The following is a 15,525-nucleotide window of genomic DNA, read 5'->3' on the forward strand; positions in this document are numbered from 1 at the left end:
ATACCGACCGCGATCAGCACCGCCTGGCTCATGACAACACCGGCTTCACGCACCTTCTCGTAGCGCGCATCGAGGATGAGGTAAGGAAACGGCTCTTGAAGGGGGCGCCTGGCAAAGGCAGCGAGGCTCTCGTCCAGCCGCTTGTTGATGGCCGAGATCGACGAGGCCGAGAAGGCATGGCCGCACAGTTCTTCCGTGATCGCCTTCACCTTGCGGGTCGACACGCCCTGCACATACATCTCCGCCAGTGTCGCCACCAAGGCCCGCTCGGAACGCTGGTAGCGCTCGAACAGCTCGGTGGAGAAGCGCCCGGCCCGGTCCTGCGGAACCCGCAGCTCGAGCTTGCCGACCCGCGTCACAAGGGTACGGCCGTAATAGCCCGAGCGATAGCCAAGCCGTTCGGGCGTGCGCTCGCTCTTCGAGGCACCCAGCGCCTCGTCCATCTCGGCCTCAAGCACCTCCTGCATCACCGCACGGAGCACTTCGTGCAATCCATCCGGGTTCGAAAGCAAAATGTCTTTGACGGCAGCGCTGGCGGTCTTAACTTCAGTCTTGGTCATGGTGGCGTTCCTTCGCGGGAATCAGGTGACGTGAACAATCACCAGCCTGCCATGACCGCCCCCTCTCAGCGAATTTGCAGAACTCTCAGCACACTACCGGGAGGTCGACCGAAGGTCGGGTGGGGGTGCTTGGCGCCGACCCCCACCCCGATCCGCTTTGCGGATCGACCCTCCCCACAAGGGGGAGGGTAAAAAAGTCACTCCGCCACCACCAATTTATCCTGCGTCTTCGTCTCGAAATCGCTGGCGTCGTGGCGCTCGTGCAGTTGCATGGCGGGGTCGCCGAAGGCGCGGTTGACCATGCGGCCGCGTTGCACGGTCGGGCGGGCGTCGATCGCCTTGGCCCAGCGTTGTACGTGCTCGTAGTCCTGTACCGACAGGAACTCGGCGGAATCATTGTACATGCGGCCGAGCGCCAGGCCGCCATACCAGGGCCATACCGCCATGTCGGCGATCGAATAGAAGGCGCCGCCGAGATATTCGGTCTCTGCCAGCCGCCGGTCGAGCACGTCGAGCTGGCGCTTGGTCTCCATGGCGAAGCGGTCGATGGCGTATTCGAACTTTTCCGGCGCATAGGCGTAGAAATGGCCGAAGCCGCCGCCGAGATAGGGCGCCGAACCCATCTGCCAGAACAGCCACGACAAGGTTTCCGCGCGCGCCGGCTGTTCGGTCGGCAGGAACTCGCCGAACTTTTCCGCGAGATAAAGCAGGATCGAACCGGACTCGAAGACGCGGACAGGCGTCTTGCCGCTGCGGTCGAGCAGCGCCGGGATCTTGGAGTTGGGGTTGACCTCGACAAACCCCGAGCCGAACTGGTCGCCATCGTTGATGCGGATCAGCCAGGCGTCGTATTCGGCGCCCTTGTGGCCGAGCGCCAGAAGCTCCTCCAGCATGACAGTCACTTTGACCCCATTCGGCGTCGCCAGCGAATAGAGCTGCAGCGGATGCTTGCCGACCGGCAGCACCTTGTCAAGCGTCGGACCGGCAATAGGCCGGTTGATGCTGGCGAACGTGCCGCCATTGGCTTTCTTCCAGCTCCAGACTTTCGGCGGGGTGTATTCGGTCATGCGGGAAATTCCTTGGGTTTGGCGGGGCGAAAACGACTTGCGCGAGGGCGCGAGACTGATGGCGGAAAAGTCGGCGGAACCTAGATACGGGAACACATAGGTGCAATTCAGAAAGGTTCAACTTGTGTTGAACTATTATCGATGTCGGCGCCGCCCCTCATGGCCCTGCCGGGCACTTCTCCCCGTATAGTGACGGCGAGAAGGACGCTGTCGCCTACTGATTTCGCCAATTGCCAGCGTTGCCAAGAGCGCCGATGTTGCGGCCATCTCCCTTCTCCCCGTCGCTATACGGGGGAGAAGGTGCCGGCAGGCGGACGAGGAGCAGCGCCAGCCTCTGAAATGATTGCCTTGTTGCCTAAGCCCTTGCGCCCTGTGCAGCGCGGCATACCTATAGAGGATACTGCCCACGCATAATCTGCCAGGATGAAAGCATGCCCATCGATCCCGTTTCCCCGCTCTTGCGCTCCGTCGTTGGCGTGCGCGCCATGGTTCCCGACGATGCCTTCACGGCCAATGCCCTGGGCACGCGCCGGGAAGGCAGCGGCGTCGTCATCCGCGGCGACGGGCTGGTGCTCACCATAGGCTATCTCATCACCGAGGCCGAGGAAGTCTGGCTGACCGACCAGGACGGCCGCGTCGTGCCGGCGCATGCGCTGGCCTATGACCAGGAGACAGGCTTCGGCCTGGTGCAGGCGCTGGCGCCGCTCGGCCTGCCGGCGGTGGCGCTGGGTGACGCCTCGAAGGCCAAGATCGGCGACCCCGTGGTGTTTGCCGACGGCACCGGCCGCTCGGTCAAGGCACACATCGTCACCAAGCAGGAATTCGCCGGCTATTGGGAATATCTGCTCGACGAGGCGATCTTCATTGCCCCGGCGCATCCGTCCTGGGGCGGCGCGGCGCTCATCGGCCAGGATGGCAGCCTGCTCGGCATCGGTTCGCTGCTTTTGCAGATGAGCCGCAACGGCGAGGTCGCTGACATCAACATGGTCGTGCCGATCAACCTTCTGACCCCGATCCTCGACGATCTGCTGACGCGCGGCCAGGTGGCGAAGCCGCCACGTCCATGGCTCGGCGCCTTCTCGGCCGAGAGCAACGGTGCGGTCGTGGTGATGAGCGTCGCCGAAGGCGGCCCCGCCGCCAAGGCCGGCCTGCGCCAGGGCGACATCATCTCCGACGTGCGCGATGGCGAGGTCGACGGGCTCGCCGATTTCTACCGCAAGCTATGGCAGAATCCGGCGGGTTCGGAGATTCCTCTCAGGGTCGTGCGTGACGGTCGTGAGACTTGGCTGCGAGTGAAATCCGCCGACCGAAACAGCTTTTTGAAGAAACCGCATCTGCAGTGAAGCCAATCTCCCCCCAAGTGGGGGAGATGCCCGGCAGGGCAGAGGGGGGGCGCGAAGAATCGCGACCTCTCGATCTATTTTCTGACAAGAATCGCGGGATAAACGTGGCTGACACTGGCCGGTGCGTTGGCGGGACAGCGGCCCCCCTGCCGGCCATCTCCCCACGAGGGGGGAGATTGGCTGCCCCCTCAATCCCCGCATACCCTAAAAGGCGTCCCCGTGTCCCACTCCGCGAAGGGCACGACCTGGCCTTCGACAGACACGATACTGTTCACCTTGCTGTCATCATCCTGCGTCTGCATACTTTTGCCCTTGCCGGTCAGCACGTCGTAGTCGCAGCTGCTGTAGACGACAACGGACTGGTATTTGTAATGGTCATAGGCAACGCCGGCGACGACGAAGGCTTCGTTGCGCCAGGCGATGGTCAGCGTCATGTCGGTCCGCTCGCCGGGGCCGATCAGCCCCGGCAGATAGATCTTGATCGAGCCGTTGGGCAGCAAGGTCAACTCCGGTTCGATGCCGGAGCCCTCATAATGCGGCTGGTCGTAGTCGTTCCATTCGCCGTAGACCTGCTCATGCACGACGCCGGCGGGTTTCAGAAAATTGTACTTTTTGTCCCTCAGGAAGAAATGCATGTCCATGGTATCGTCTTCGGGCTCGGTCTCGACGATCATCGCCAGATCGGCGGCGCCGTCGCCATTGAAGTCGCCGGTCAGCGCGGTGATGATTTTCTGGGTTTCGATCGGTTCGGCCAGTGCCGAGGCCGGCAGCAGAAGGATGAGGCCGAGTAACATCGCTCGCATGGCATTTCCCCCGAATTGCAGTCTGCCTTGCCCGGCTGACCAGCAGGAAACTGCCACGGGCGTCGGCTGCGGCGCAAGCCAGTGCGGAATAGTTAGGGATTATCGACGCAGCTGACGGAAACTGGCATCGACAGCCGATACAGCCGGCCCGGCAACAACGAGGTGATGATGGCGCCGTTCAAGGTCGATCCCGACAAGGTTCATGAATTCCCCGATCCCGACAGTTTTTACGCCTGGCTGCGCGAAAATCATGCCGGCGAGAGCGAGGTCTGGATCAAGGTCCACAAGGTCGGCTCGGGCCTCGCCTCGATCACGCCGAAGCAGGCCATCGACGTGGCGCTGTGCTTCGGCTGGATCGACGCGGTACGCAAAGGGCTCGACGACAAGAGCTTTCTGCAGCGCTACACGCCGCGCGGCAAGAAGAGCATCTGGAGCAAGATCAACATCGACAATGTTGCCCGCCTGGTCGCGGAGGGCCGCATGACCGAACACGGGCTGAAACAGGTCGAGGCGGCCAAGGCCGACGGCCGCTGGGACCGTGCCTATGGCTCAGCCATGGAAATCCCCGCCGATCTGCAGGCCGCCATCGATGCCGAGCCAAAGGCGAAAGAGATGCTGGCGAAGCTTTCCGCCCAAAACCGCTTCGCGCTCGCCTTCCGCACCCACAACATGAAGACGGAGGCGGGGCGCAAGAAGAAGATCGAGGCTTTCGTCGCGATGCTGAAGCGCGGCGAGACGATCTATCCGCAGAATCGGTGAGGCGTTCGCTCCTAGTCACTCATAAGCTAGCGCTTGAACACCCCCCTCTGGCCTGCCGGACATCTCCCCCGCAAGGGGGGAGATCAGCAGCTTCGCTGACGGCGCCACCCTGCAACGTCGGCGACTGGCAACGGCGGCAGTGACAACCAATCTCCCCCCTTGAGGGGGAGATGTCCGGCAGGACAGAGGGGGGTGAAGGAACTCGGCCTCCAAGGCTTGTCGTTATGCCTGCACGCCATGCTGCGAAAATAGCATTCTCGCCTCGCGAAATGTGATGCTACGGTTCCCGGCGCACCCAGGGCGGAGGGGTTGCCAAGAGGAGAAGTGACGGGCGCTGGCCCGGATTCAGCGAGAACCGGACGGAACTGTTGAACCATTGCAAGGCCGCCGCGTTTCCCGGCGTCGGCCACAAGGGAGGAACCACCTGTGAAAGCATCCTATCTCGTCTCAGCCGCGCTGCTTGCGGCGACTGCGATGCCGGCGGCGGCCGGCGAAATTTCCGACGGCAAGGTCAAGATCGGCATCCTCAACGACCAGTCGGGCGTCTATGCCGATTTCGGCGGCAAATGGTCGGTCGAGGCCGCCAGGATGGCGGTCGAGGATTTTGGCGGCAAGGTGCAGGGCGCGCCAATCGAGATCGTCAACGCCGATCACCAGAACAAGCCCGACATTGCCTCCAACATTGCGCGCCAGTGGTACGACACCGAGCAGGTCGACGCGATCATGGAACTGACGACATCCTCGGTGGCGCTCGCCGTCCAGGGGTTGTCCAAGGAAAAGAAGAAGATCGACATCGTCACCGGAGCGGCATCGGCCGACCTGACCGGCAAGCAATGCTCGCCCTACGGTTTCCACTGGGCTTACGATACTCACTCGCAGGCGGTCGGCACCGGCGGCGCGCTGGTGCAGCAGGGCGGAGACAGCTGGTATTTCATCACCGTCGACTATGCCTTCGGCTATTCGCTGAAGGAGCAGACCTCAAAGGTTGTTGAGGCAAGCGGCGGCAAAGTGCTGGGCGAGGTGCGTTACCCCTTGGGATCGACGGATTATTCCTCCTTCCTGCTGCAGGCGCAGTCCTCCGGCGCCAAGGTTATCGGCCTTGCCAATGCTGGCCTCGACACCTCCAATACCATCAAGCAGGCGGCCGAGTTCGGCATCGTCGCCGGCGGCCAGCGGCTGGCAGCACTTCTGTTCACGCTTGCCGAGGTGCACGGCCTCGGACTGCAGGCGGCGCAGGGCGTGGTGCTCACCGAAGGGTTTTACTGGGACCGCGACGACAAGAGCCGCGACTTCGCCGGGCGCTTCTTCAAGCGCACCAACCGCATGCCCAACATGATCCAGGCCGGCACCTATTCGGCGGTGCTGCAATATCTCAAGGCCATCGACAAGGCCGGCACCGACGAGACCGAGGCGGTCGCCAAGCAACTCCATGAAATGCCCGTCGACGACATCATCAACGCCAACGGCAAGGTACAGGCCGACGGCTCGATGGTGCACGACATGTATCTCTACCAGGTCAAGAAGCCCGAGGAGTCGAAGAAGGACTGGGATTACTACACCTACCTTGCGACCATTCCGGGCGACAAGGCCTTCATCAAGGCCGAAGACAGCGGCTGCCCGCTCGTCACCAAGTGACGATGGTGCAAGCCGTGGCCGTCCAGCAGGACGGTGCCGAAATCCAGCCGCGGGTGGTGCTTTCCGCCCGCGGCCTGCGGCGCGACTTTGCCGGTTTCGTCGCCGTCAACAATGTCGACCTCGACGTCCATCACGGCCAGATCCATGCGCTGATCGGGCCGAACGGCGCCGGCAAGACGACGATCTTCAACCTCTTGACCAAGTTCCTGCAGCCGAGCAGCGGTAGGATCAAACTGTTGGGCAACGACATCACCCGCACCGCGCCGGCCAGGGTGGCCCGCATGGGTCTCGTCCGCTCGTTCCAGATATCGGCGATCTTTCCGCATCTGAGCGTGCTCGACAATGTCCGCGTCGCCTTGCAGCGGCCGAGCGGGCTCGGCTTCCAGTTCTGGCGCTCGCTGGCCGCGCTTGACCAACTGACTCCACGGGCGCGCGAACTGCTTGCCGTCGTCGGTCTCGACGATGTCGCGCATCGTCCGGCCGGCGATCTCTCCTATGGCAGGAAGCGCGTGCTCGAGATCGCCACCACGCTGGCGCTCGACCCGAAAGTGCTGCTGCTCGACGAGCCGATGGCCGGCATGGGGCACGAGGATGTCGGTGTCATTTCCGGCATCATCCGCTCGCTGGCAACGGACCGCGCCGTGCTGATGGTCGAGCACAATCTCACCGTCGTCGCCGACCTCTGCGACTGGATCACCGTCATGCAGCGCGGCCAGGTGCTCGCCGCCGGCGACTACGCGACGGTGAGCAACGATGAGCGCGTCAGGGTCGCCTACATGGGGACCGAGCAGGGGGACCGAGCATGAGTGAGCCGCTGCTTGCCGTGCGCGATCTCCATGCCTGGTATGGCGAGGGCCATGCGCTGCATGGCGTCAACCTCGACGTTTTTCGCGGTGAGACCGTGACGCTGCTCGGCCGCAACGGCGTCGGCAAGACCACAACGCTGCGCGCCATCATGGGGCTGGTCCGCAAGCGCAGCGGCAGCGTCGCGTTCGACGGCAGCGACCTGATGCGCCTGCCGCTGCATCGTGTTGCCCATCGCGGCATCGGCTTCGTGCCGGAGGAGCGCGGCATCTTCGCCACGCTCACCGTCGACGAAAACCTGATCCTGCCGCCGGTGGTGGCCAAGGGCGGCATGAGCGTCGAGGAAATCTTCGATCTCTTTCCCAACCTCAAGGAGCGCCGCAACAGCCCCGGCACCAAACTCTCCGGCGGCGAACAGCAGATGCTGGCCATGGCCCGCATCCTGCGGACGGGCGTGCAGATGCTGCTGCTCGACGAGCCGACCGAGGGCCTGGCGCCGGTCATCGTCCAGCTCATCGGCGAACTGCTGGCGACCTTGAAAAAGCGCGGCATGACCATCCTGCTCGTCGAGCAGAATTTCCGCTTCGCCGCGCGCATCGCCGACCGCTTCTATCTGATGGAGCATGGCAAGGTGGTGGAGGGTTTTGCCGCAAGCGAGCTTGCCGCTCACACGCAACAGCTGCACGAGGTGTTGGGGGTATGATGACGACAGCCCACGGCAGTACCCCCACCCCGCTGCTGCGCAGCGACCCTCCCCACAAGGGGGAGGGTGGAGGGCCACCGCCCTACCTCCCCCTTGTAGGGAGGTCGGACCGAAGGTCCGGGTGGGGGTACGTGCCGCACAGACGCATCCCGCTTGCAACACCCTCGGTGACGCCATGACCATGATCTTCGGCATCCCCGTCCAGGCCTTGCTCGGCCAGATGCTGGTCGGGCTGATCAACGGCTCCTTCTACGCCATGCTGAGCCTCGGCCTGGCCGTCATCTTCGGCCTGCTGCGGATCATCAATTTCGCCCATGGCGCACTCTATATGCTCGGCGCCTTCATCGGTTACCTGCTGCTCGTCCATCTCGGCATCGGCTACTGGCCGGCGCTGCTCCTGGTTCCGCTCATCGTCGGCGTCTTCGGCATGGCGGTCGAGCGCGTGGCGCTGTCGCGGCTCTACCGCCTGGATCCGCTCTACGGGCTGCTGTTCACCTTCGGACTGGCGCTGGTCATCGAAGGCGTGTTCCGTTTCTACTACGGTGTGTCAGGCAACCCATATGCCGTTCCGGCGCAGCTTGCCGGCGGCACCAATCTCGGCTTCATGTTCCTGCCCAACTATCGCGGCTGGGTGGTGGTGGCCTCGCTCATTATCTGCATCGGCACCTGGCTCCTGATCGAAAAGACCAGGCTCGGCTCCTATCTGCGCGCCGCGACCGAAAATCCCGAGCTGGTGCAGGCCTTCGGCGTCAACGTGCCGCTGCTGCTGACGCTCACCTATGGGCTCGGCGCGGCGCTCGCCGGCCTTGCCGGTATTCTCGCCGCGCCCGTCTACCAAGTCAGTCCGCTGATGGGCTCCGATATCATCATCGTCGTCTTTGCCGTCGTCGTGGTCGGCGGCATGGGTTCGATCCTCGGGGCCATCGTCACCGGCTATATGCTTGGCCTCGCCGAGGGCCTGACCAAGGTGTTCTATCCCGAGGCGTCGAACCTCGTCGTCTTCGTCATCATGGCGGTCGTGCTGCTCCTGCGCCCCGCCGGCCTGTTCGGAAGGGACGCCTGAGATGAGCGAGGCAACCCTTCACCAACAGCGCACCGCCGCCTCCGTGCGGCTGGAGCGGGTATTGCTGGCATTGGCCATACTGGCGCTGATAGCCGCGCCCTTCTTCGTCTATCCGATCTTCCTGATGAAGATGCTGTGCTTCGCGCTGTTTGCCTGCGCCTTCAACCTGCTGCTCGGCTACACCGGGCTGTTGTCGTTCGGCCACGCCACCTTCTACGGCGCCGCCGCCTATTTCTGCGCCTACGCCGTCAAGGCATGGGGCTGGCCGCCCGAGGCCGGCATCCTGCTCGGCACCGCCGGAGCGGCCGTGCTCGGCCTGGTCATGGGCTTCCTCGCCATCCGCCGGCAAGGCATCTATTTCTCGATGATCACGCTGGCGCTGGCGCAGATGTTTTATTTCTTCTGTGTCCAGGCGCCGTTCACCGAAGGCGAGGACGGCATACAGGGCGTGCCGCGCGGGCATCTGTTCGGCATCGTCGATCTCAACGTCACGCTCAACATGTATTTCGTCGTGCTTGCCGTCTTCCTCATCGGCGTCTTCGCCGTCTGGCGCATCGTCAACTCGCCCTTCGGCATGATCCTGCGTTCGATCCGCGAGAACGAGAACCGCGCCATCTCGCTGGGCTATTCGGTCGGCCGCTACAAGCTCGCCGCCTTCGTCATGTCGGCAGCCCTTGCTGGGCTTGCCGGCGCCACCAAGGCGATCGTCTTCCAGTTCGCGACGCTGACCGATGTCACCTGGCAGATGTCGGGCGAGGTGATCCTGATGACACTGCTCGGCGGCATCGGCACCATGGTCGGTCCTGTAGTCGGCGCCGGCCTGGTAGTCGGGCTGGAAAACACCCTCGCCACCTCCGGCTTCCCGGTGACCATCGCCACCGGCCTGATCTTCATGATCTGCGTGCTGGTCTTTCGCCGCGGCATCGTCGGCGAGATTTACGCGCGCTGGCTGGCGCCGGCCAACGGCGAGGAGGCCCGCGATCAATAGGTGATGGTCACCACCACCGTGTCGGTGTAGACGCCGGCCGAGGGCGTCGTCTGCGGCGGCACGCGGCCATAGACGGTGAGCGCCTGGGCCGTACCGGTTCCGGTGCCGGCCACCGTGCTTCCCGGCGTTCCGGCATCACCCCAGGGCTGCGCGCGCGCAATGTCCTTGTAGAGGCCGTAGGTGACCCGCTCGGCCCCCTTCGACATCTTGCGGTTGGTCGGCGTGCCGCCTGTCGTGCCGCCATCCAGGGAAACCGTATAGGCGGTCGACGGCGTGCAGGTCACCGAGACCTGGCCGGTGGCATCGGCATTAGCGGTGAGCACGCCCTTTGAGCCAAAATCGATGTTCTGGGTGGTGACCAGGCAGTTTGCCTGGACCGTGGCGTTGATGGTGAAGGTCGGATCGGGCGCCGTCAGACCGAAGCCGGTGTTGCAGCTGTTGCCGAGCAGGTCGTTCTGGTAGCGAAACTCGACGTGGATGCCCGAAAATATCGACTGATAGGTGCCCGGCGGAACCGCTGACTGGCCGCCGGTCACCCGAGCGTAGATCGTGGCGCTGCCGGATGCATTGCCGATGAGAATGGGCACCAGCACCTGCGGCGGCGGGCGCGATGCATAGGCCCAGGCATAGGAACCCCACACGACGCTCATTCCGGGGTCCGAATAGAGCTGGTAGTTAAGGCTGTTGGCGCCGCTCGCCATCTGCCTGGCTGCCGCCGAGGTAGCACCCCCACTGCCGGCGCCGATATTCGGACAGAACAGGATGCGCACCACGCCGCCGGTGCAATTCATGTTGAGTGTCGCCGTCGCGGTGGCTGCGGTGGCCGACAGCGTGTCGATGAGACCGAAATTCATGTCGGTGACGGTACCGGTGCAGCTCTGCGCCCGGGCCAGCGACGGCAGCAGTACGAGGATTATAACGACTGCAGCGCGCATCATTTGGCCTGGGATTTTCATTGGCACACCACATCCTTGATCGTCACTTGCCGGCCTCGCACCGCTTCGAACGGGAAATCCGCTCGGCACGAGCTGCCGTCCGCCAGACCGACCACCACCGCATTCTGCTTGCCGAGGCCCTTGATGTAGGCCTGCCCATCATAGCCGACGACGAAATCTTCCGTGCCGCCGTCGACGCGGCCGGCAAGCCCGGCTTCGAGCGGCGTGCCGCTCGGGTCGACCAGCGTCACCAGCGCGGCCTGCGCCGCCTCCGACACGCCGAACTTCAGCACGACGCCGTTGCGGTCGGCCGGAACGACAGTCTCCTTGGTGGTCGGAATATCGGCGTCGACGGGCAGGTTCTTCGGGTCTATCGACACCGTGTTCGGCTCATAGGAATTCAGCCCGGTGACCAGGATGCGGCCTTTGCTGTCGGTCTTCCCGACCGGCCGGTTCTGATGCAACACCTCCACGTCCGGCGTGCCGACATCGACGACGGCAAAGGCGTCGTCGATGCGATTGGTGGCGAACACGCCGCCGCCGGCCACGGCGATGGCGCCGTCCATCTGCCCGGTCACGCGAAAATCATTGTCGAACTGCTGGGCGCCGGCCGCGAGGCGCGCAAACGGCGCCCGGTAGCTCACCGCTGCCGAGCGGTTGGGAACCTCGCCTTCGGAGGTGCGCAGCCGCCAGCCGATGCTGCCGTCCTCGGCCCGCTCCGCCTTGGCGAGGTCGGCAGTGACATTGAGGCCGTCAGGGCCTTGCTCGACGCCTGTCGAGGCCGAGATGTCGTCGTTGAACGGGATCGAAATCCCGGCGAACACGCCATAGCTGCTGTCGTCATCGAGATCGGCGAAGGCCGTGGCATAGAGCGTGCTGCGCTTGAAGAATGCCTGGCTGTAGGACAGGCCGACGATCTGGCTGCTTTCGCCCTTGGCGCTCTTCAAATGCGTATAGGACAGGTTGAGGCTGGAGAAATCGATCGGCATCGGCACGCTGAGTGTCACCTGGTCGACAGCGCGCGGCACGCCGGCGCTGAAACGGGTGAAGTCGTCGGGGTCGAGAACCGGCTGCGCCGTCACCGAGGCGATGTCATCATAGCCGCCAAAGGCCCGCTGCATGTGAGCGTTGATCGCCCAGCCATCATAGCCGAATTCGACACTGGCATCGACCAGCGAGCCGGTGCGCCCCTCATGATGGCTGCCGGCCACCGCCACCGACGCCGCGCCATAAGGCCCGAGCGGGAAGGCAGCACCTATGCCGCCATTGATCAGCTCGGCGCCGCCCTCGGCATGGGCTTCCAATGTCAGCCGGTCGGTCACGCCGTAGCGCGCGCTGGCGACGCCCATGACGCGGCCATCATAGTCGTCGGAAGAGATGCCGAAATTGCGCCGCGCCATGCCCGCCTCGACGGAAAAATCGAGCAGTCCCTGACGCAGCATCATGCTGGAGGCATAGAACGGCAAGGTGGCGGTGGTCTCGCGCCCCAGGCTGTCGCGCAGCACCACCTGGGCCTGTCCGGCGCCGGTGAACACCGGCAAATTGGTGACCTGGAATGGCCCGGGCTGGATGTCGCCGGAATAGGTACGCACGTTTTGCGTATAGACCTCGAGCGTCGACGGCACCGCCGCCGTGCCGCCGAAGGACGGCAGCGGCAGCGTCACCAGGTCCGATCGCAGGTGGAAGTTGCGTTGCGCCTGGACGCCGCCGAGATAGACCGGCCGCGTCCACGACAAGCCGCCGGAGACGAAGTCGCCGGCGCGGTAGGTCATCAGCCGGTCGGGGTCGGAATAGCTCCAGGTCGTGTTGAGCCGCGTAAAGCCGCCCAGCTTGCCATCGGAATAGCCGGCGATGAACGACTGGCTGAGCGTGCCATAGGGGCTGAACACGCGCGCATCGAAGCCGCCGGAAACGCCTTGGAACAGCTCGACGTCCTTGTCGAACAATGTGTTGGAGCTGGCAAACAGCGAATAGTTGAGAACCGCGCCCAAGCCCGATTGCGGCGCCGGCCGGTCCTGCAAGCGCAAGCCGAGATCGACCATGCGCGCCTCGCGGCTGTCGTCGGCGGCGGTGACGTAGAGGCGCTGGGCTACCTCATCGATCCGAAACGAAACGTCGGCCAACTGGTCGAGCCTGACCAGGCCGCCGGCGTCGGCTATGTCCTCCGGCGGTTTCAGGCCGACCTCCTTCAGCTCTTGCGGCGTCGATGCCAGGCCGCCATCCGGCATCTGGGTGAAGCTGCCGATCAGTTTGGTCGAGACGTCGTTGATGAACACCTCTAGATAAAGGCTGCGGCCGGCTTGCTGGCCAGGGTCTTCAGGGTTCGTCACGGCCGGCAATTCTTGCGCGTTCACCGCCGAGAAAGGTGTGAAAATCGCGAGCGCGACGACTAGCGCGATCCTATTTGCCCTTGACGGCAACTTTGGCATCGAAGGGTCCAAGATCGCTCTGTGCCTTCAAAAGCACGGAGCCAGCGGACAAGGATTTGCTGCTGCCGATCGGCCACTGCATGGTCGCGCCGCCCAGCACATAGCCGACGAGCCCGTTTCGGTTGCCGAGCTTTTTGCCGTTCTGGGTCAGGGATAGGTTGGACAAGCGGAGACGACTTTCACCGGTATTGCTGGCTGTCAGCACAAGACTGCCGCCCTTGCGCGAAACACTCCAGGCGACTGCCGGCGCGGCGGCATCGGCGTCGCGGAAAAACACCGGGACCGAATAGCGCAGCGCGAGCGCGACCGTACCGGCCTTCTTGCGCGACGGGTCGGGTAACTCGTCGACGATGACGCGGTAGCTTTCCTCGGCCCGCACCGGCGCCTTGCTGACGCGCACGACGCGAACCACGTATTGGGCATTGGGTCCGAGTTTGGTCGATGGTGGGCTGGCGACGACGTCCGTAGTCGGCGTCAGCGTCTCGATCCCGCCAGCCTGGCTCCAGGCGAAGACGCGTATCTGCACATTGATCGGCCGCTTGGGGTCATCGTTGCTGAGGTTGAGAACCGCCGAGGCGTCGGGCGAGATCAGCTCGAGACCTGTCGGCGCCACCCTGAGCGAAGCGGCTTGTGAGAGACCGGCGCACAGCAACAGAACAGCCGTGGCTCCGATGCATGAAAGCATGGATCGCATGATCGTCCTCGTGTTGGTATCGATTGTCAGTACGTTATGGTGATCGCAACGGTGTCGGTGTAGAGGCCCGCCGCCGGTGTCGTCTGCGGTGGAACACGCCCGTAGACCGTCAGCGGCTGAATGGCGCCGTTGCCGGTTCCGCCGACCGTGTCGGTGGGGATCGTGGTGCCCCAAAGCTGCGTCCGGGTGCTTTCCCTGTAGATGGTGTAGTCGATCGTCGCCGACGCCGGCCCGGTCATCTTGCGAACAGCAACCGTTGCGCCCGCGCCCGCTCCGGCGCTCAGACCAACATTGTAGGACTTGCCGGTCGTGCATTGCACGTTGATGGTGCTGGTCTGGTCGACATTCGCATCAATGACACCGTGCGAGCCGAAATCGAGATCGCTCGCCGTCTGCACCTTGCATTCGTCGGTAATCGTGATGCGGACATTCATGCTGCCCGTCGCGGTCGCGGCGATCGCGGGCAGGATGGGAAGCAGCGACGCTCCCGTCAGCAGCGCATATTTCAGCAATCTCATGCGTGTTTCCTCCGTCGGGCAGACCGTTCCTCGCAACACAGTCTTGACCCGGATTTCACTCCTACAGCTCCTCCGTTGCATGCTTCGCAAGACATCAACGATACAGTAATGTCAGAAGCGAACTGTGCAATGATTATTACAACTTAGACTCGGATTACGACAGCGAATAACTTCGGTATGTATCGGATAATTTTGGTTAATATTTGGTTAACAGAGATGAAATGGACATTTTTCCGAAGTGAAAGTTCGTCTGTCGAAAATTTATTTTGCTTCTCGTGCCGAAAAGGCGAAAATATCTGGCAAATCATCTTGATTTTGTAGAGTCTCACCTGTCGCCCTTTATTATCGATATTTCGCGGCGTGCACCGGCGCCAAGCAGCCATCGCCATAGCCGCGCCGGTAGCTGTTCGCGCCTGTCCAAGCCTTGCGGTCGTGCTGACAGGGCCGCATTCGCCAAAACCGTGTTCCGCCCGGCCCAAGCATGGCCGTCCCGGCTGAGATAAATCCACCGCCGTCGGATCGCGGCGAAACACATGCGAATCGTTCTTGCCACGCTGGCCCGGATTTCCTTCGGCGGCGCATCGGCCGGACGGGAGATGCGCCTGTTGTCCCTTGGAGCCATGATCCACGGCCGGCAGCCGCGCGGACCGGCTGCCAGACGTCAGAAAAGGAAGAACGATGAAGAAGACCTATGAAAAGCCACAGCTCGAAAAGCGCCAGAAGCTGTCGCGTGTGACCGCTGTCGCCGGCCCATCAGTGACCAGTGAGAGCTGACGCCGTCGACCGGCATCGAACCACCAGCGGACAAGGAGAGCAGTCATGGATCAGCATGCGAACCCGTCACCCGGCTTCAGGCGCAATCCGGGCAAGGTGATCACCGTCGAGCCCTTCAACGGGCGTGTCGTCGTGTTTGCAAACGGCACCATCATCGCTTCCTCGGCAAAAGCCAAAATGGTGACCGAGCCGCCCCATCCCTTCTCCTTCTACATCCCGTTCGAGGACATCGACTTCCGCAAGCTCAGGAAGACGGAGCGGTCGACGCTGTGCCCCTACAAGGGCGACTCCAGCTACTGGAACGTGCTGCCGGCGAGTGAAACCGGCAACGACGCGATGTGGGCCTATGAGCAGCCCTTCGACGAGATGGCCGAGATTCGCGCCCACGGCGCCTTCTATCCCGACCGGGTCACCATCGACGCCACGCCGCGCTAGCGCGTCATGCCTGTC

Annotated in this window: 15 protein-coding genes; 8 read left to right on the forward strand and 7 right to left on the reverse strand. The window is 63.5% G+C overall.

Annotated features, from left to right (window positions below; genetic code table 11):
- Nucleotides 1-560 (reverse strand): IS256 family transposase (locus NKH35_RS10250; RefSeq protein ID WP_352653161.1); only part of this gene is annotated, 560 nt, incomplete at its 3' end.
- A gap of 197 nt (nucleotides 561-757) precedes the next feature.
- Nucleotides 758-1,627, reverse strand: coding sequence for a glutathione-dependent disulfide-bond oxidoreductase (gene yghU / locus NKH35_RS10255; RefSeq protein ID WP_352914359.1), 870 nt, complete (start codon nucleotides 1,625-1,627; stop codon nucleotides 758-760).
- A 431-nt stretch (nucleotides 1,628-2,058) separates the two neighbouring features.
- On the opposite strand from yghU, the gene NKH35_RS10260 reads away from it, so the two are divergent.
- Complete coding sequence (locus NKH35_RS10260; RefSeq protein WP_023671416.1) at nucleotides 2,059-2,970, forward strand: S1C family serine protease; 912 nt, start codon at nucleotides 2,059-2,061, stop codon at nucleotides 2,968-2,970.
- A gap of 188 nt (nucleotides 2,971-3,158) precedes the next feature.
- Here NKH35_RS10260 and NKH35_RS10265 read toward each other — a convergent pair whose 3' ends face one another.
- Complete coding sequence (locus NKH35_RS10265; RefSeq protein ID WP_023730413.1) at nucleotides 3,159-3,773, reverse strand: hypothetical protein; 615 nt, start codon at nucleotides 3,771-3,773, stop codon at nucleotides 3,159-3,161.
- 168 nt (nucleotides 3,774-3,941) lie between these two features.
- Here NKH35_RS10265 and NKH35_RS10270 point away from each other — a divergent pair, with 168 nt between their 5' ends.
- The 6 genes from NKH35_RS10270 to NKH35_RS10295 all read left to right on the forward strand — a co-directional run bounded on the left by NKH35_RS10270 (nucleotide 3,942) and on the right by NKH35_RS10295 (nucleotide 9,725).
- Nucleotides 3,942-4,532, forward strand: a complete 591-nt coding sequence (locus NKH35_RS10270; RefSeq protein ID WP_031262508.1) for a YdeI/OmpD-associated family protein — start codon at nucleotides 3,942-3,944, stop codon at nucleotides 4,530-4,532.
- Between the two features lie 426 nt (nucleotides 4,533-4,958).
- Nucleotides 4,959-6,167 (forward strand): ABC transporter substrate-binding protein, encoded by a 1,209-nt coding sequence (locus NKH35_RS10275; RefSeq protein WP_023689847.1) that lies wholly within the window; start codon nucleotides 4,959-4,961, stop codon nucleotides 6,165-6,167.
- Between the two features lie 2 nt (nucleotides 6,168-6,169).
- Nucleotides 6,170-6,973 carry an ABC transporter ATP-binding protein gene (locus NKH35_RS10280; protein ID WP_352792485.1) on the forward strand — a complete coding sequence of 268 codons (804 nt, stop codon included), beginning with the start codon at nucleotides 6,170-6,172 and terminating at the stop codon, nucleotides 6,971-6,973.
- Entirely contained in the window at nucleotides 6,970-7,674 is a 705-nt protein-coding gene (locus NKH35_RS10285; RefSeq protein ID WP_023734718.1) for an ABC transporter ATP-binding protein, read from the forward strand. The genes NKH35_RS10280 and NKH35_RS10285 overlap by 4 nt, the downstream gene beginning before the upstream one ends.
- A 175-nt stretch (nucleotides 7,675-7,849) precedes the next feature.
- Nucleotides 7,850-8,737, forward strand: a complete 888-nt coding sequence (locus tag NKH35_RS10290; RefSeq protein ID WP_023671423.1) for a branched-chain amino acid ABC transporter permease — start codon at nucleotides 7,850-7,852, stop codon at nucleotides 8,735-8,737.
- Between the two features lies 1 nt (nucleotide 8,738).
- Entirely contained in the window at nucleotides 8,739-9,725 is a 987-nt protein-coding gene (locus NKH35_RS10295; protein WP_023707120.1) for a branched-chain amino acid ABC transporter permease, read from the forward strand.
- On the opposite strand, the gene NKH35_RS10300 is transcribed toward NKH35_RS10295, so the two are convergent.
- From NKH35_RS10300 to NKH35_RS10315, 4 genes are read right to left on the reverse strand one after another with little or no spacing between them, the layout of a single operon-like run.
- On the reverse strand, nucleotides 9,719-10,663 hold the full coding sequence (locus tag NKH35_RS10300) for a Csu type fimbrial protein (RefSeq protein ID WP_023734719.1): 945 nt from the start codon (nucleotides 10,661-10,663) through the stop codon (nucleotides 9,719-9,721). The two genes, NKH35_RS10295 and NKH35_RS10300, sit on opposite strands and share 7 nt — an antisense overlap.
- Before the next feature lie 14 nt (nucleotides 10,664-10,677).
- The gene (locus NKH35_RS10305) at nucleotides 10,678-13,089 is read right to left on the reverse strand and encodes a fimbria/pilus outer membrane usher protein (protein WP_352914364.1); all 2,412 of its coding nucleotides are present in this window, start codon (nucleotides 13,087-13,089) and stop codon (nucleotides 10,678-10,680) included.
- Nucleotides 13,061-13,783 (reverse strand): fimbrial biogenesis chaperone, encoded by a 723-nt coding sequence (locus NKH35_RS10310; RefSeq protein ID WP_031262512.1) that lies wholly within the window; start codon nucleotides 13,781-13,783, stop codon nucleotides 13,061-13,063. The genes NKH35_RS10305 and NKH35_RS10310 overlap by 29 nt, the downstream gene beginning before the upstream one ends.
- Nucleotides 13,784-13,809: 26 nt before the next feature.
- Entirely contained in the window at nucleotides 13,810-14,301 is a 492-nt protein-coding gene (locus tag NKH35_RS10315; RefSeq protein ID WP_023734722.1) for a Csu type fimbrial protein, read from the reverse strand.
- 819 nt (nucleotides 14,302-15,120) lie between these two features.
- On the opposite strand from NKH35_RS10315, the gene NKH35_RS10320 reads away from it, so the two are divergent.
- Nucleotides 15,121-15,510, forward strand: coding sequence for a DUF427 domain-containing protein (locus NKH35_RS10320; RefSeq protein ID WP_023734723.1), 390 nt, complete (start codon nucleotides 15,121-15,123; stop codon nucleotides 15,508-15,510).
- The last annotated feature ends 15 nt before the right edge of the window (nucleotides 15,511-15,525 follow it).

The organism is Mesorhizobium sp. M1143, from assembly GCF_040318435.1.
Lineage (GTDB): Bacteria > Pseudomonadota > Alphaproteobacteria > Rhizobiales > Rhizobiaceae > Mesorhizobium.

What these genes read in the sequence shown, in the direction of transcription:
- yghU (WP_352914359.1), bottom strand. Translation starts at nt 1,627, where the DNA reads ATGACCGAATACACCCCGCCGAAAGTCTGGAGCTGGAAGAAAGCCAAT.
- NKH35_RS10260 (WP_023671416.1), top strand. Translation starts at nt 2,059, where the DNA reads ATGCCCATCGATCCCGTTTCCCCGCTCTTGCGCTCCGTCGTTGGCGTG.
- NKH35_RS10265 (WP_023730413.1), bottom strand. Translation starts at nt 3,773, where the DNA reads ATGCGAGCGATGTTACTCGGCCTCATCCTTCTGCTGCCGGCCTCGGCA.
- NKH35_RS10270 (WP_031262508.1), top strand. Translation starts at nt 3,942, where the DNA reads ATGGCGCCGTTCAAGGTCGATCCCGACAAGGTTCATGAATTCCCCGAT.
- NKH35_RS10280 (WP_352792485.1), top strand. Translation starts at nt 6,170, where the DNA reads ATGGTGCAAGCCGTGGCCGTCCAGCAGGACGGTGCCGAAATCCAGCCG.
- NKH35_RS10285 (WP_023734718.1), top strand. Translation starts at nt 6,970, where the DNA reads ATGAGTGAGCCGCTGCTTGCCGTGCGCGATCTCCATGCCTGGTATGGC.
- NKH35_RS10290 (WP_023671423.1), top strand. Translation starts at nt 7,850, where the DNA reads ATGACCATGATCTTCGGCATCCCCGTCCAGGCCTTGCTCGGCCAGATG.
- NKH35_RS10295 (WP_023707120.1), top strand. Translation starts at nt 8,739, where the DNA reads ATGAGCGAGGCAACCCTTCACCAACAGCGCACCGCCGCCTCCGTGCGG.
- NKH35_RS10300 (WP_023734719.1), bottom strand. Translation starts at nt 10,663, where the DNA reads ATGATGCGCGCTGCAGTCGTTATAATCCTCGTACTGCTGCCGTCGCTG.
- NKH35_RS10305 (WP_352914364.1), bottom strand. Translation starts at nt 13,089, where the DNA reads ATGCCAAAGTTGCCGTCAAGGGCAAATAGGATCGCGCTAGTCGTCGCG.
- NKH35_RS10310 (WP_031262512.1), bottom strand. Translation starts at nt 13,783, where the DNA reads ATGCGATCCATGCTTTCATGCATCGGAGCCACGGCTGTTCTGTTGCTG.
- NKH35_RS10315 (WP_023734722.1), bottom strand. Translation starts at nt 14,301, where the DNA reads ATGAGATTGCTGAAATATGCGCTGCTGACGGGAGCGTCGCTGCTTCCC.
- NKH35_RS10320 (WP_023734723.1), top strand. Translation starts at nt 15,121, where the DNA reads ATGGATCAGCATGCGAACCCGTCACCCGGCTTCAGGCGCAATCCGGGC.